The 13,454-nt window shown below is 39.0% G+C and carries 14 protein-coding genes, 1 tRNA gene and 1 rRNA gene; 10 read left to right on the forward strand and 6 right to left on the reverse strand.

The window, feature by feature from the left end; all coding sequences use genetic code 11:
- The 3 genes from rrf to H4J38_RS16760 form a co-directional block, all read left to right on the forward strand.
- Positions 1-113 (forward strand): 5S ribosomal RNA (rrf, locus tag H4J38_RS16750); the annotation flags it as partial.
- Positions 114-157: 44 nt separating this feature from the next.
- A tRNA-Tyr gene (locus H4J38_RS16755) sits at positions 158-242 on the forward strand.
- A gap of 342 nt (positions 243-584) precedes the next feature.
- A complete protein-coding gene (locus H4J38_RS16760) occupies positions 585-1,940 on the forward strand; it encodes a DEAD/DEAH box helicase (protein WP_182133616.1) in 1,356 nt (451 codons plus the stop codon).
- Positions 1,941-1,992: 52 nt separating this feature from the next.
- On the opposite strand, the gene H4J38_RS16765 is transcribed toward H4J38_RS16760, so the two are convergent.
- Entirely contained in the window at positions 1,993-2,436 is a 444-nt protein-coding gene (locus H4J38_RS16765) for a YaiI/YqxD family protein (protein WP_182133618.1), read from the reverse strand.
- A gap of 121 nt (positions 2,437-2,557) precedes the next feature.
- Between H4J38_RS16765 and H4J38_RS16770 the strand changes: the two genes are divergently transcribed.
- The 3 genes from H4J38_RS16770 to H4J38_RS16780 all read left to right on the forward strand — a co-directional run bounded on the left by H4J38_RS16770 (position 2,558) and on the right by H4J38_RS16780 (position 4,714).
- Positions 2,558-3,034 carry an acyl-CoA thioesterase gene (locus H4J38_RS16770; RefSeq protein ID WP_182133620.1) on the forward strand — a complete coding sequence of 159 codons (477 nt, stop codon included), beginning with the start codon at positions 2,558-2,560 and terminating at the stop codon, positions 3,032-3,034.
- A gap of 72 nt (positions 3,035-3,106) precedes the next feature.
- Positions 3,107-3,460 carry a DUF2750 domain-containing protein gene (locus H4J38_RS16775; RefSeq protein WP_182133641.1) on the forward strand — a complete coding sequence of 118 codons (354 nt, stop codon included), beginning with the start codon at positions 3,107-3,109 and terminating at the stop codon, positions 3,458-3,460.
- A gap of 6 nt (positions 3,461-3,466) precedes the next feature.
- The gene (locus tag H4J38_RS16780; protein ID WP_182133621.1) at positions 3,467-4,714 is read left to right on the forward strand and encodes a DEAD/DEAH box helicase; all 1,248 of its coding nucleotides are present in this window, start codon (positions 3,467-3,469) and stop codon (positions 4,712-4,714) included.
- Between the two features lie 123 nt (positions 4,715-4,837).
- Here H4J38_RS16780 and H4J38_RS16785 read toward each other — a convergent pair whose 3' ends face one another.
- Positions 4,838-5,485 carry a thiol:disulfide interchange protein DsbA/DsbL gene (locus tag H4J38_RS16785; RefSeq protein ID WP_182133623.1) on the reverse strand — a complete coding sequence of 216 codons (648 nt, stop codon included), beginning with the start codon at positions 5,483-5,485 and terminating at the stop codon, positions 4,838-4,840.
- Positions 5,486-5,734: 249 nt separating this feature from the next.
- Here H4J38_RS16785 and H4J38_RS16790 point away from each other — a divergent pair, with 249 nt between their 5' ends.
- Positions 5,735-6,481, forward strand: a complete 747-nt coding sequence (locus tag H4J38_RS16790) for a TIGR00266 family protein (RefSeq protein WP_182133625.1) — start codon at positions 5,735-5,737, stop codon at positions 6,479-6,481.
- 93 nt (positions 6,482-6,574) lie between these two features.
- Positions 6,575-7,972, forward strand: coding sequence for a sodium:proton antiporter NhaD (gene nhaD / locus H4J38_RS16795; RefSeq protein ID WP_182133627.1), 1,398 nt, complete (start codon positions 6,575-6,577; stop codon positions 7,970-7,972).
- 68 nt (positions 7,973-8,040) lie between these two features.
- Here nhaD and H4J38_RS16800 read toward each other — a convergent pair whose 3' ends face one another.
- The 3 genes from H4J38_RS16800 to H4J38_RS16810 form a co-directional block, all read right to left on the reverse strand.
- Positions 8,041-9,168 carry an alpha/beta hydrolase gene (locus tag H4J38_RS16800; RefSeq protein ID WP_182133629.1) on the reverse strand — a complete coding sequence of 376 codons (1,128 nt, stop codon included), beginning with the start codon at positions 9,166-9,168 and terminating at the stop codon, positions 8,041-8,043.
- Between the two features lie 76 nt (positions 9,169-9,244).
- Positions 9,245-9,682, reverse strand: coding sequence for a hypothetical protein (locus H4J38_RS16805; protein WP_182133631.1), 438 nt, complete (start codon positions 9,680-9,682; stop codon positions 9,245-9,247).
- Between the two features lie 68 nt (positions 9,683-9,750).
- On the reverse strand, positions 9,751-9,957 hold the full coding sequence (locus H4J38_RS16810; protein ID WP_182133633.1) for a cysteine-rich CWC family protein: 207 nt from the start codon (positions 9,955-9,957) through the stop codon (positions 9,751-9,753).
- A 176-nt stretch (positions 9,958-10,133) separates the two neighbouring features.
- Here H4J38_RS16810 and H4J38_RS16815 point away from each other — a divergent pair, with 176 nt between their 5' ends.
- Positions 10,134-12,104 (forward strand): DNA topoisomerase III, encoded by a 1,971-nt coding sequence (locus tag H4J38_RS16815; RefSeq protein WP_182133635.1) that lies wholly within the window; start codon positions 10,134-10,136, stop codon positions 12,102-12,104.
- An 89-nt stretch (positions 12,105-12,193) separates the two neighbouring features.
- Here the strand turns inward: H4J38_RS16815 and H4J38_RS16820 are convergent, their stop codons facing one another.
- Positions 12,194-12,820 (reverse strand): GNAT family N-acetyltransferase, encoded by a 627-nt coding sequence (locus tag H4J38_RS16820; protein ID WP_182133637.1) that lies wholly within the window; start codon positions 12,818-12,820, stop codon positions 12,194-12,196.
- A 157-nt stretch (positions 12,821-12,977) separates the two neighbouring features.
- Between H4J38_RS16820 and H4J38_RS16825 the strand changes: the two genes are divergently transcribed.
- The gene (locus H4J38_RS16825; protein WP_182133639.1) at positions 12,978-13,319 is read left to right on the forward strand and encodes a transporter substrate-binding domain-containing protein; all 342 of its coding nucleotides are present in this window, start codon (positions 12,978-12,980) and stop codon (positions 13,317-13,319) included.
- The last annotated feature ends 135 nt before the right edge of the window (positions 13,320-13,454 follow it).

The raw sequence follows: 13,454 nt of genomic DNA on the forward strand, positions 1-13,454 counted from the left end.
TAGCGACAATAGCGACATGGCCCCACCTGATCCCATTCCGAACTCAGAAGTGAAACGTGTTAGCGCCGATGGTAGTGTGGGAGTTCCCATGTGAGAGTAGGACATTGCTAGGCTTCTATTTAGAATACCCAGCTTATGGCTGGGTTTTCGGCCCTGTGGAGGGGTTCCCGAGTGGCCAAAGGGATCAGACTGTAAATCTGACGGCTCAGCCTTCGGTGGTTCGAATCCACCTCCCTCCACCATCATTCTAAAAACCCGTAACGTAAGTTGCGGGTTTTTTTTCGTTTATATTTATTGATTACTGCTGTGCTTTTAGGTTTTACCGTACTTCAATGCTCTTCTTCCTTTGGATTATTCCTATAATTTTTACTAAAGCTGATCTATATAAACAACATAAAGGTGTGTATTAAATACTGACATTTACACGTTAATTAAGTCGATAAACTCGGTCCAACCATTGGTATCAATTTTGTTGTTGTTTATCAGAGAAGAATAAGCGCTATCATTGCACTGAGACCGTCTATACTGTATTCTGCACCGCCGTTTGACATTGGTTCAAACCATCAGCGAGAAGAGTATATTCTATGAGTTTTACCGATTTAGGTTTATCTGCCCCAATTCAAAAAGCTATTGCGGAAAAAGGATACGATACGCCATCACCTATTCAAGCTCAGGCAATCCCTGCTGTGCTCGCTGGTAAAGACGTTATGGCCGCTGCACAAACGGGAACAGGTAAAACTGCAGGTTTTACTTTACCTATTCTAGAGCTGTTATCACGTGGCGAAAAAGTACGCCCAAACCAGGCTAGAACACTTATTATTACGCCTACTCGCGAACTTGCAGCACAAATTGCTGAAAACGTAGAAATGTATGGTAAGCACTTACCATTAAAATCTACGGTAGTGTTTGGTGGCGTTAAAATAAATCCACAAATGCTACGTTTGCGTCAAGGTGTTGATATTCTTGTAGCGACACCTGGACGTTTACTCGATTTATATAATCAAAAAGCAGTACGCTTTAATCAGTTAGAAATATTAGTGCTTGATGAAGCCGACAGAATGTTGGATATGGGTTTTCTTCGTGATATTAAGAAAATTTTATCATTACTACCAAAAACGCGCCAAACGTTACTTTTCTCAGCAACATTTTCCCCAGATATACGTGAACTAGCAAAAGGCATCGTTAACGATCCTGTCGAAATTTCAATTAGTCCAAAAAACACGACGGCAGAAAGTGTTGAGCAACTGATTTACTCAGTTGATAAAAACAAGAAAGCAGCCTTACTAACACACTTAATTTTAGAAAATGACTGGCAACAAGTTATCGTGTTTATGAAAACTAAACATGGCGCTAATAAACTAACTAAACAGTTAGATGCTGCTGGTATTCAAGCTGCTGCTATTCATGGTAACAAAAGTCAAGGCGCAAGAACTAAAGCATTAGCACAATTTAAAGAGGGTAAAATTAGCGTACTAGTAGCAACTGATATTGCTGCCCGTGGTATTGATATTGACCAATTACCACAAGTAGTTAACTTTGAGTTACCTAATGTACCAGAAGACTATGTTCACCGTATTGGTCGTACCGGCCGAGCTGGTTCTAGTGGCCATGCCGTATCTTTAGTATGTGCAGATGAAATAGATTTACTCAATGATGTTGAGCACGTGATACAAACTCACTTGCCAAGAGAAATTGTTGCAGGTTTTGAACCGGTACATGCTTTACCTGAATCACGTAATTTACGGGCTTTAAAAGCTAAAAAACCAAGGAAATTTAAATCAGAAGGATCTGAGCATAAAGATGGCCAACGTTCTGGTGATAATGCTCGTGGTAATAAACCAACCGGTAAAAATAGACGCCATATAGGAAATAGCTCAGCGAGTAATCCTTATGGAAATAGTGACGGACGTCGTCGTATTAATCCTAACCCAAGTAAGTAGATATAAGGGTAACGGTTAAGTTATATTATCCGTTACCGTTTACCTGATTAGCCTATTGTTTTGCTAACAATTTATCTAGGTTATTAGCAAAAGCTTGTCGATCACTTTGGCTAATCGGTGGCGCACCACCTGTTTCAATACCGCTAGAGCGAAGAGTATCCATAAAGTCACGCATATTAAGGCGTTGACGAATATTAGCCTCGGTGTAAAGTTCTCCTCTAGGATTAAGCGCTAAACAACCTTTTTCGACAACTTCAGCGGCTAAAGGAATATCTGCCGTTATCACTAAGTCATTTGGATCCGCTCGTTTGACAATTTCATCATCAGCAACATCAAAGCCCGCAGTTACTTGCACAAAGTTGATTACCTTAGAAGGTGGTACTTTTAGATAATGATTAGCCAGTAATGTCGTAGGTGTTTGTGTACGTTCTGCGGCACGGAATAATATCTCTTTAATGACTACCGGACATGAGTCGGCATCAACCCAAATTTTCATGGTTTACCTTTAAATTCTAGCAATGATTTTACTAGTGGTAATGTAACGGTAAATATCGTGTAATGTAAGCACTGTTGGGTGTTATTAGCCACAATCACACTTATTTTAACTAGGACAATCCATGAACCAACCACAACGCGATATAACCTTAAGATTTTTAGCCGAACCTCAAGATGTCAACTTTGGCGGTAAAGTTCATGGAGGCGCGGTAATGAAATGGATCGATCTAGCCGCTTATGCATGTGCTGCAGGCTGGAGTGGTCGATATTGCGTTACCGCTTATGCTGGGGGAATTCGGTTTGTAGAGCCCATCCATGTTGGTAGTTTAGTCGAGGTCGAGGCAAAAGTTATCTATACCGGCAATACATCGATGCATATAGCGGTAGAAGTTAATGCTTGTGATCCTAAAACATTAAATCGCAGATTAACCACCCATTGTATTGTGATCATGGTTGCTGTCGATCAAAATGGGCAGTCTGAACGCATACCGGAATGGATACCAAAGACCGATGCAGATATAAAGCAGCATGAAAGTGCAAAAAAATTAATGGAAATGCGCAAACAAATCGGCGAAGAGATGCAAATTTTTGTAGAATAGCGCCTAAGTATTTAAACAAAATCATCAGGATTTTATGTGTTAGAACAAGAAAAAATTAAACAAATATTGCAGATGGATGATGCACAACGTGCAGCCTACTTTATCAATGAAACAGTAAGCCAAAGCGAGTTATGGATTTTAACCGATGAACATGGTTGTGTAATGCTCAACTCGGAAGATGAAGACTGTGTGCCAGTTTGGCCTAATAAAGAGTTTGCACAAGCTTGGGCTACTGATGGATGGGAAGCTTGCCAGCCTGAGGCTATTTCTTTAAATAAATGGTTTAGTCGTTGGACCCATGGTTTAGCTGATGATGAACTCGCTATAGTGGTATTTCCAAGCCAAGATGAGCAAGGATTAATTTTTTATCCTGATGAGCTTGAGCATGAACTTAAACAAAAACAACATTCGAATAATAAGCGATAGAAAATCATGAGTTTTTCGTCCCTAGCATTAGACAAGTCTCTTACTGATGCCGTTAAAGCCCTAGGTTATGAGCAGCCAACGCCAATTCAGCTAAAGGCCATTCCTGCAATTTTAGCCAATAAAGACATTATGGCGGGAGCACAAACCGGCACGGGTAAAACCGCCGCATTTGCTTTACCTATTCTGCAACGTCTAAGTGAGAATATCGCTGCAGAAAGGCCTATTAGAGCGTTAGTATTAACACCGACACGTGAGCTAGCTCAGCAAGTGTATAAAAGTTTTGTAAGTTATGCTGAAAACACCGAGCTTAATATTGCAGTTGCCTATGGCGGTGTCAGTATTAAGCCACAAATTGAAGCCATAGAAAAAGGTGCTGACATACTCATCGCCACACCCGGTAGATTGCTAGATCATATTGTTAATGGCAGTGTGTTGTTGATTCATCTTGAAATTATTGTGTTTGATGAAGCTGACCGCATGTTAGATATGGGCTTTAAAGATGAAATAGACCGTATTTTAAATCGCTTACCGCCAAAGCGTCAGACACTACTGTTTTCAGCCACTTTTGATGATGCGATTTTTAAACTCAGTAAAACTTTACTCAATAACCCTGAACTTATTGAAGTAAGTGAGCGCAACACCGCGGCAACAAAAGTAGAGCAAATTGTTTATACCGTAGATAGTGACCGAAAACGTGAGCTAACTTCATTTCTAATAGGTTCTAAAAATTGGCAACAAGTGCTTATTTTTACTCGCACAAAACTTGGCGCAGATGAACTAGCGAAAGAAATGTCTAAAGACGGTATTAAAACCCAATCGATACATGGTGATAAATCACAAGGTGCGCGTGATAAAGCATTAGCTGACTTTAAAGCAGGTAAAACTAGGGCCTTGGTAGCAACAGATGTTGCCGCACGAGGTATCGACATTAGTGATTTACGTTATGTGATTAACTATGAATTACCTTATATAGCTGAAGATTATATTCACCGTATTGGCCGAACAGGTCGTGCTGGTAATGAAGGTTTAGCCATATCTTTAATGAGCCCATCAGAAGCTTGGTTGTTAGAGGCGGTTGAAAAGGTATTAGATACCCGATTAATGCAACAATGGCTACCAGGCTATGAACCAGACTTGACCAAAACTGACGCACCAGCGAGAAAAAATACGCTAGGCCAGCAAAAAAAACACGGTAGACAAAAAGCCTTTGGTGATAAAAACAAGGCTAAGCCTAATAAGCCACGTCGTCGTTAAAATACTTCCTTGTCATATTGAAAAACGAAAAAGCCGAATTAGAAAATAATTCGGCTTTTTATGTTCAGGAAGAATGGTATGTCACGATCACATGGATGTGAAAGAGTGACGATTGGACAAACGTTAAAGGGTAAATAAATAAGCGACTAATTCGTTATATTCAGCAAAGAAATTGTTACGGTCTAAAGACTTACTATCAATTAAATACTTACCGTTTACCACCATGGATGGCACACTGGTGAGCTGACGGCTTTGGGATAATGTATCTTGTATTTTCTTCTCTTTTTTAGCCAGACTGATCACCGAAAAACTTTTCATACCTTGGTCGAATTTTTTGCCCTCACCACCACTTAAAACAAAAACATTACGAATATCTTTTTCATTAGAAATAGTGGCTCTATCGGTTTGTAAGTACTTAAAAATTGCAGCAGAAAACTGATTATCAACACCCGTCTTTTCAGCAATAATTAGCGCTTTACCTAACATAAATTGTATTTCTGGAGACGTTTGTCCCATAAAGTCTACATGCACCTTATTAAACTTAGCTTTTACCGGCATAACTTTTTTAAAACCTTCAAGGTAAGGTTCATAAGCACGACATGTTGGGCAATAGTAAGAGAAGTATTCAGTTAACTCAGGTGTAGAAGTTTTCTTTTCTGCCACTACCTTATAGTGCTGCCCTTCTTCAAACTTTGCTGAAAAACTATTAAAACTTATACTGAGTAAAAGGGTTGCAGCTAGTGTAGAAACTAATTTTATTACTTTTGTCATACTTGTCCTTATCGATTATTTTCAGCAAAAGTTATGTGGCTATTTTGCCTAGATAATTTATAAAATAATTAATAATCTGATGTGTAGACATATTTTTCAAGGAAATGTTCCATGCTAAATGAAAAAAACAATATCAACCCCCTGTTATTGCTAGCTAATTGAAAAATTATTTGCTCTTATAGTATGTTATTTAACAAGCCAAACAGAAGTTAGCTCTCAATATATGAGACCAGCGGACAAGGAAAAACAATGCGAAGTGATGAAATAGATTATCAAATTATCGGCCAGTCAATGCAGTTGGTTGAAGTGACATTAGATCAGGGCGAAACCGTAGTCGCTGAAGCGGGAGCGATGAATTATATGGAAGATGGTATCGCCTTTGAAACTAAAATGGGCGACGGTTCAGATGCCAACCAAGGCCTAATGGGCAAGTTATTTTCTGCTGGTAAGCGCATGTTGACCGGAGAGTCGCTTTTTATGACCCACTTTTCCAATCAACATCCACAACGGCGTAAAGTTGCTTTTGCTGCTCCTTACCCCGGTTCTATTATTAGCATTGACTTGGCAGAAATTGGCGGTGCTGTTACTTGTCAAAAAGACGCATTTTTATGTGCAGCGTTAGGGACAAAAATTGATATTACCTTTAATAAGCGTTTAGGTAGTGGCTTTTTTGGCGGTGAAGGCTTTATTTTAGAGCGTTTAGAGGGTGATGGTTTAGCCTTTTTACATGCTGGTGGCACGATTATCGAAAAAGAGTTAAATGGAGATATTTTGCGAGTAGATACCGGTTGTTTGGTTGGCTTTAGTGATGGTATTGATTACGATATTGAGCTGACAAAAGGTTTGAAAAGTATGCTCTTTGGTGGCGAAGGTTTGTTTATTGCCACGTTGTCGGGTCATGGTAAAGTGTGGTTGCAGAGTTTACCTTTCTCGCGTTTAGCCGACCGGATTATTGCCCATGCCCCAATCCATGGTGGAAAAAATCAGGGCGAGTAGTCGCATTAGCATAAAAATACTTAATGTCATTAATGCTTTGTTAATGACATTATTGGTTAGCTAGTTGCTGAAATTATCAAAAAGTCGTAGATTATGAAATTATTTATTATTACGCTAATTTTACTATTATTTACCGGTAGTAATGCTTTCGCGAGTGAGGGCATAGCAACCGCAATATCGCTGACCGATCACTGGGTAGGTTATACTGCTATTGCTATTTTTGTTATTGCGTACCTCTTTGTGATTTTCGAAGAACAGGTGCAAATGCGAAAATCAAAGCCAATGTTGTTGGCTGCTGGGGTTATTTGGCTATTAATTGCAATGGTTTACCAGCAAATGGGCGATCATCATTCCGCAAAAATTGCCATTAGGCATAATTTCCTCGAATACGCCGAACTGTTTTTCTTTCTGTTAGTTGCAATGACCTATATCAATTCCATGCTTGAGCGCGGGGTTTTCGATGCCTTACGCGACAAACTGATTATTAGGGGTTTTAGCTATCGTACGCTATTTTGGTTAACCGGCCTACTGGCATTCTTTATTTCTCCAGTTGCGGATAACTTAACAACCGCATTGATTATGTGTGCGGTTATCCTAGCCGTTGGCAAGGGCCAGCCAAAGTTTATTGGTATGGGCTGTGTCAATATTGTCGTTGCCGCGAATGCTGGTGGCGCATTTAGTCCGTTTGGCGATATTACGACACTGATGGTGTGGCAACAAGGTATTGTCGAATTTGCTGATTTTTTTAAGTTATTCTTACCCTCGTTGGTTAATTATTTAGTCCCCGCATTTATCATGCAATTTTTCTTACCGTCAGGCAAACCAGCCGCAATTTCAACCGAACCAGAGCAAGTTAAATACGGGGGCTTAGTCATTGTTGGATTATTTCTACTAACGATAATCACCGCGATTAGTTTTCATAATTTTCTTCATATCCCACCGGTATTTGGCATGATGACCGGACTGGCATATTTGAAGTTATATGCATATTACTTACGGGTATTTGCCAATACCCATATCGACAAGTCTGATTCCCCGACTAGTCATGATGTTGAGGATGATTTTGATATTTTTGATAAAATTGCCAAAGCGGAATGGGATACCTTATTCTTTTTCTATGGCGTAATTTTATCGGTAGGTGGCTTGGGGTTTCTTGGCTATTTGAGCTTAACATCAAGTTTCATTTACGGTGAGTTAGGGCCTACAACGGCTAATATCATCATAGGTTTACTCTCGGCAATAGTAGATAATATACCGGTAATGTTTGCGGTGCTATCAATGCAGCCGGATATGAGTCAACTGCAGTGGCTGCTGGTGACATTAACTACCGGCGTAGGGGGTAGTTTGCTTTCTATTGGTTCGGCTGCTGGTGTGGCACTAATGGGCCAAGCACGAGGGAAATATACCTTCTTTACCCACCTTAAATGGACCCCAGTGATCGCTTTAGGTTACTTCGCTAGCATTGGTGTGCATTTCTTGATTAATGGTTAGCGTTGTAAATACTGTGGCTATATCAAGCAGGACTATTAGTTTTGCTTGATATAGTATTGCAGTATTAGCTAGGTTAAGCGCCAAACTTGTGCTGATTTACTTTGTCTATTACGTGTACTGTCTTCGTAAGGAATATCGTCGATGCTTTGCCTAATATCTTCATTAACCGTAGCCCATAAATAATAGCTATGTTCAGTTATGCCACCAACAATTTTAGAGCAGTTGACTTGACTGACTTTGTGGTGCAATTGAAAAGGTCTAGCGGTACCATTATGACCTAACCTATCGGTATTACCTTTAGTGTAATCAGAAATATACATCGCCAAATCACCGTTGTTGTAATAAACCGTTACTTGCTTTGCTAATCGATGCAAATTAACCATAGGCCGTTCTAATTCAAAGATATTATCGTCAACATCAGGTGCGCACATAAATATGTGGTGAAATAATTGTGGAAAGCGCTTTTGGTTATTGAGTTTGTCTAATGATATTAAGGCATGTTGTAAAACATAATTACCCATTGAGTGACAAAGTAAATGTAGCTGCTGGCCACATTCATTTATCACAGGATCTTTATGTTTAGGTCTAAGTGTCATGAGAAAGTCACGTAATTTAAGAAACCCTCGCGCCACTGCAATGCTTGAGTCTCTCGCATCGTTACGATCAGACAAATAGGCTTTGTTTTTCATCATCGCGCCATTTGAAGGCCAAGAAAATAGAAATACGCTAGTATCTTTTAAGTCGTCATTATCTTGAGAGTGACGATTTAACATTAACTCTAAAGCCAATGCTGAGGCAACCGCTTCAAACCAATCAACATTAAAACCATGAATGAAAACAACTAAGTCTCGTTTCGTTTCCATTTGTTTTTTCAGCTCTTGGAAAACAAGTGTCGAAGGGAGTGGAGAATTAGTTGTTTTAGATGAATATTCTGGTTCTTCAAAAGCAGATATGTGATGTTTTTTACGTAACTTTTTTTCAATATAGCTAGCTAAACTTTCACCATCACCAGCACGTTTATTAACGGTATCATGAAGGTAGTCTTTTACTTTATTTTCACTCACATCGACAGTTACTCGGCCAAAGCGTAAATTATTAGCACGGTCAGCACTAAAATCTTGCCCATAACTGTCGGGAGACCAACGTTCACCAAGATGATTTCTGTTGGTGGCATAATATAAGGATAAAGTGAGCATTTAAGCATCCTGCAAAATGGTAATTAACTACGACAATTGTAGCTAAGTTATCTTTGCTAACAAGTAAACTGGGCGTTTATCTCGATTTTATTCGTTGGAAAATTTTTGTGATCAGACTCGCTTGCCCTAGCTTTAGATCTTCATCATCATAATTACAGTGTAATATTTTAATGCGCATAGAATAGGTTGCACCATGGCCCCAAGGCCACCAAATAACAGCAATGGCTGGTGTTTCTTCGGTTGCAGGCTTGGTGAAAATCAACTGTTCTTTGCTCAAACTTGCTAATTCACCAAGTTCATTTCTAACGGCTTTAGGGGCTTTATTAATGTTTTTGTTATGCCACTCTTCACTAAATAATTTATGTAAAACAGTTAAGATACGCTCTTTTTTTTCCCACGAAAATTCAGCTAATAAAGCGGATTGTTTGTCTTCCCAGCGCCAGGTAAGTTCGTCACCTAATGGTGTGGTTATCGTACTGAAAATAGTATCTTGTTGTTTTTTATTATCTGACACAAAAATCCCTTGTTGTTAATGGTTTAAGCTTATTTTTCAGAAAATATATTAGCACTTTTTGAGTGTTTTTAAGACCTGTCGACAATTTTATCAAAGTTAAATTTGTCGATACAGCTTTTACAAATGCATGATTTTGAGGTCAGTGCTTTGGGCACTTGTGCTAATAACTCACGCTTAACCTCAATGCTTACACACCAACAAGGTGTACTGGCATCAACTTCGCATAAATTTTTTTGTTGGCATAAAGGGCATTGGCTTTTATCAATGGTAGACATTAGCACTATTTCTTTCCGTTGTTTTATTATCCTCGAAAGTAGCATAACTTCACTAACAGTAAAATATTTAGCTGTAATATCAGTAGTAAAATCCACCTAACTGTATAAATAAACAGTTTTAAATGATAGGCTACCAGAAATATCAATAGCCCTTGCTAGAAAAATAAGCATTCATTTTGAAATTATATATCGCCGAAAAACCCAGCTTGGGTCGGGCAATTGCAGCCGCATTGCCGAAACCTCAAAAAAATCATCAAGGCTATATCGCACTTGCCAATGGTGATATAGTGAGTTGGTGCATTGGCCATATTCTCGAACAAGCTAACCCCGAGAACTACAACCCCGCATTTAAAAAGTGGCAAATGGCCCATCTACCAATTGTGCCTGAGCAATGGCAACTAAAACCTAAAGCACAAACCCGCGCACAACTTACCGTATTACGAACTCTAGTCAAGCAAGCAGATGAGATTATTCATGCTGGCGACCCTGATCGAGAAGGACAATTGTTGGTCGATGAGGTTATTGATTTTTTCAAGGTTTCAGTGAAAAAGAAACAAAATATTAAGCGCTTATTAATTAGTGATTTAAATCTACCAGCAGTGCAAAGGTCGTTAGCTAACTTACAAAGTAATCAATTATTTATGCCGTTATCTATTTCTGCTTTAGCGCGTTCTAGGGCTGATTGGTTATACGGCATAAACTTGACTCGGGCTTATACCTTGCAAGGACAAAAAGCAGGTTTTAACAGCGTGTTATCTGTCGGTCGTGTGCAAACACCTATTTTAGGTTTAGTGGTGCGGCGCCAACAAGAAATTGACCACTTTGTCGCGAAAGACTTTTATGATGTACACGCGCACTTACAAACTAATAGCCAAGAACAATTTATAGCTAAGTGGCAACCCAGTGAAGCTTGTCAGCCACATATGGATGAAGAAGGGCGTGTACTTAATCGTGCGTTAGCAGAAAATGTGGTTCGCCGTATTGACAATCAAGTGGCTGAGATCAGCTCAGTTGACGAGCAACAAAAAAAGCAGGCAGCCCCTTTACCTTATAGTTTATCGTCATTACAGATAGACGCAGCAAAAATATATGCATTGAACGCCAAGTTAGTGCTAGATGTTTGTCAGGCCTTGTATGAAAAGCATAAGCTGATCACTTATCCACGTTCCGATTGTCGATATTTGCCAAAAGAACATCACGCACAGGCTAAAGATATTATTGCCATGCTAGCGGAGGCAGATGAAACTTATGCTAAGTTCGCGCAAGCTGCTGATAGTTCGTTAAAAAGTAAAGCATGGAATAGCGCTAAAGTTACCGCGCATCATGCCATTATTCCGACTGAAAAATCGGCAACTAAATTGTCGTTAAACCCTTTTGAAAAGAAGATTTATTTTCTTATTGTTCGACAATATTTAGCGCAGTTTTATCCTGCTTATCAATACAGCCAATCTCGAATAGAAATGCTAATTGCGGGGGGAAAATTTTGTGCAAATGCGAAAACACCCATTGCCCAAGGTTGGAAAGTATTATTTCAACGGGCGAAAAATAAGCCCGATAAGGTCGAACAAGCAAGCACCGAGCAAAATGATGATAATTTCGAACAGCGTCTCACTCAGCAGTCATTACCTAAATTAGTAAAAGGCGAACAAATACTGTGTCGTCACGGCGAATTAATAAGCCGCATGACCCAAGCCCCTAAGCACTTTACAGACGCTAGTTTATTAAGTGCTATGACAGGTATTGCTCGATTTGTTAGTGACAGTGAAATAAAAAAACTCTTAAGAGAAAATGACGGTTTAGGCACAGAAGCTACACGTGCAGGCATTATCGATCTATTATTCAAACGAGACTATTTACAACGACAAGGTAAAAATATACACGCGACAGTGGTTGGTACATCGCTAATTAATGCCTTACCTATCGCAGCAACCATGCCAGATATGACCGCGCATTGGGAAGCCACACTCACGAACATTAGTGAGAAAAAAAGCCGTTATGAAGATTTAATTACTCCTCTAACATCGACCATAGCGCAGATGGTTAAGCAGTCAGAACAACAGTCGTTTGCACAATTACCCAAAGTACCTTTTAAGCGTAAATCAAAAGCCAAAAAGCAAAGTACGTGGAAAAAATCTGCGGTGAAATAAAATCGCGTTTTTTATATTCAAATAACAATTCAGGTGCGGGTGATACTCATGAACTAGTTATGTTCACGAGTATGCTAGGTGTGCTAGTACTACAAAATAGTTTTAGGGCTCGCCATAAATACATTGAAAGGCAATGGCTCTTCTAAAGCACTGTCATCAATGGCTAAACGTTTAAAGCCTGATTGCTCAAAAAACGCAGTTAATTGTTCTGTTGCTAATGCGTTTTCTGTTAAATTCATCGCTTGGTAATATGCTTTGTTTTCTTCTGTCTCACAATCTTGTGCATCAACAAACAGGTTCATCGGCATACTTAGGGCTGAAATTGACTGTACCTTACTGTAATGCTGAGCAATCTCGTTAAGTAAAAACTTAGCCACACCTTGTTTGCGAAATGCCGGTAAAACACTAATCGCTTCAATTAATATATGATCTTTGGCTTTAGCATCTACTTTTACTTGCAACTTTTCGACTAAATCAGCAGCAACATTTTGTTTTTTGAAAAACAAATTTAACGGTACTTCCCAGTCAGTGGCATCTTGTTGGCTCAATAACTCATAGCTTTCTTCAGCGCCACGGTGTTTATTCAAGGTGATTATTTCAATTTCTGCTTTAGCAATGACGTGGTTGTCGTCATTTTTAACATTAACTTCTTGGACCAATTGCCAGTCAAAAGCACTTTTAATTTCAGGTTTATTAAATTCTATTGTTACGTTCATTATATTTCAGTGCTTTGTTTAACGGTAAAGTATGTCACCGTAAAAAAGCTACCGCCTTAAGTTGTTAGCGCAGTAATTTTATGCAAATTCCTACTATTACTGCCGATTCAAATTATATGGCGAGGTTATACCATTAGAGTGCCTGGCATGCCAGAATTTGATTTATTTTAATGGGTTTCTTATCTATAAGGCATGCTTAGAGAATGAGTTATTTATCCGCGCTGATTTTCGTGACGAACAAAGCTTAATACGCGCACTAAAACATGGGCGTGTTAATGCCGTGATTCTTGAGTATGAAACCGCTAAACACAGGGCAAAAATCCATAACCTTAATATTGAATTCGCCACACCACATACCACTGGACAACTTCTCATTCGACTTAATAAAGAGAAAAAAGCAAAGCTTCCAGCAATTAACCTCGCCATAAAAAAAATAAAACAATCGGGTCAATTACAAATTATTTTAGATAAATATGAGGCTGAAGCTAAAGTGTTTTAAGCTTAACTCATGGTTAGTTAAGTTAGTATAAGCTATAGCAAGGTAATTTCCCCCTCGTAAATTTTAAGTATTTGTTATTTAATTTGAATTGTAAAAAATATTCATTTTAAAATACTGCCTATGCCTATGCCTATG

This window comes from Colwellia sp. BRX10-3 (assembly GCF_014077505.1).
In the GTDB taxonomy this organism is placed as follows: Bacteria; Pseudomonadota; Gammaproteobacteria; order Enterobacterales; family Alteromonadaceae; genus Cognaticolwellia.

What these genes read in the sequence shown, in the direction of transcription:
- H4J38_RS16790 (WP_182133625.1), top strand. Translation starts at nt 5,735, where the DNA reads ATGCGAAGTGATGAAATAGATTATCAAATTATCGGCCAGTCAATGCAG.
- H4J38_RS16770 (WP_182133620.1), top strand. Translation starts at nt 2,558, where the DNA reads ATGAACCAACCACAACGCGATATAACCTTAAGATTTTTAGCCGAACCT.
- H4J38_RS16775 (WP_182133641.1), top strand. Translation starts at nt 3,107, where the DNA reads ATGGATGATGCACAACGTGCAGCCTACTTTATCAATGAAACAGTAAGC.
- H4J38_RS16810 (WP_182133633.1), bottom strand. Translation starts at nt 9,957, where the DNA reads ATGTCTACCATTGATAAAAGCCAATGCCCTTTATGCCAACAAAAAAAT.
- H4J38_RS16760 (WP_182133616.1), top strand. Translation starts at nt 585, where the DNA reads ATGAGTTTTACCGATTTAGGTTTATCTGCCCCAATTCAAAAAGCTATT.
- H4J38_RS16785 (WP_182133623.1), bottom strand. Translation starts at nt 5,485, where the DNA reads ATGACAAAAGTAATAAAATTAGTTTCTACACTAGCTGCAACCCTTTTA.
- H4J38_RS16780 (WP_182133621.1), top strand. Translation starts at nt 3,467, where the DNA reads ATGAGTTTTTCGTCCCTAGCATTAGACAAGTCTCTTACTGATGCCGTT.
- H4J38_RS16800 (WP_182133629.1), bottom strand. Translation starts at nt 9,168, where the DNA reads ATGCTCACTTTATCCTTATATTATGCCACCAACAGAAATCATCTTGGT.
- nhaD (WP_182133627.1), top strand. Translation starts at nt 6,575, where the DNA reads ATGAAATTATTTATTATTACGCTAATTTTACTATTATTTACCGGTAGT.
- H4J38_RS16820 (WP_182133637.1), bottom strand. Translation starts at nt 12,820, where the DNA reads ATGAACGTAACAATAGAATTTAATAAACCTGAAATTAAAAGTGCTTTT.
- H4J38_RS16765 (WP_182133618.1), bottom strand. Translation starts at nt 2,436, where the DNA reads ATGAAAATTTGGGTTGATGCCGACTCATGTCCGGTAGTCATTAAAGAG.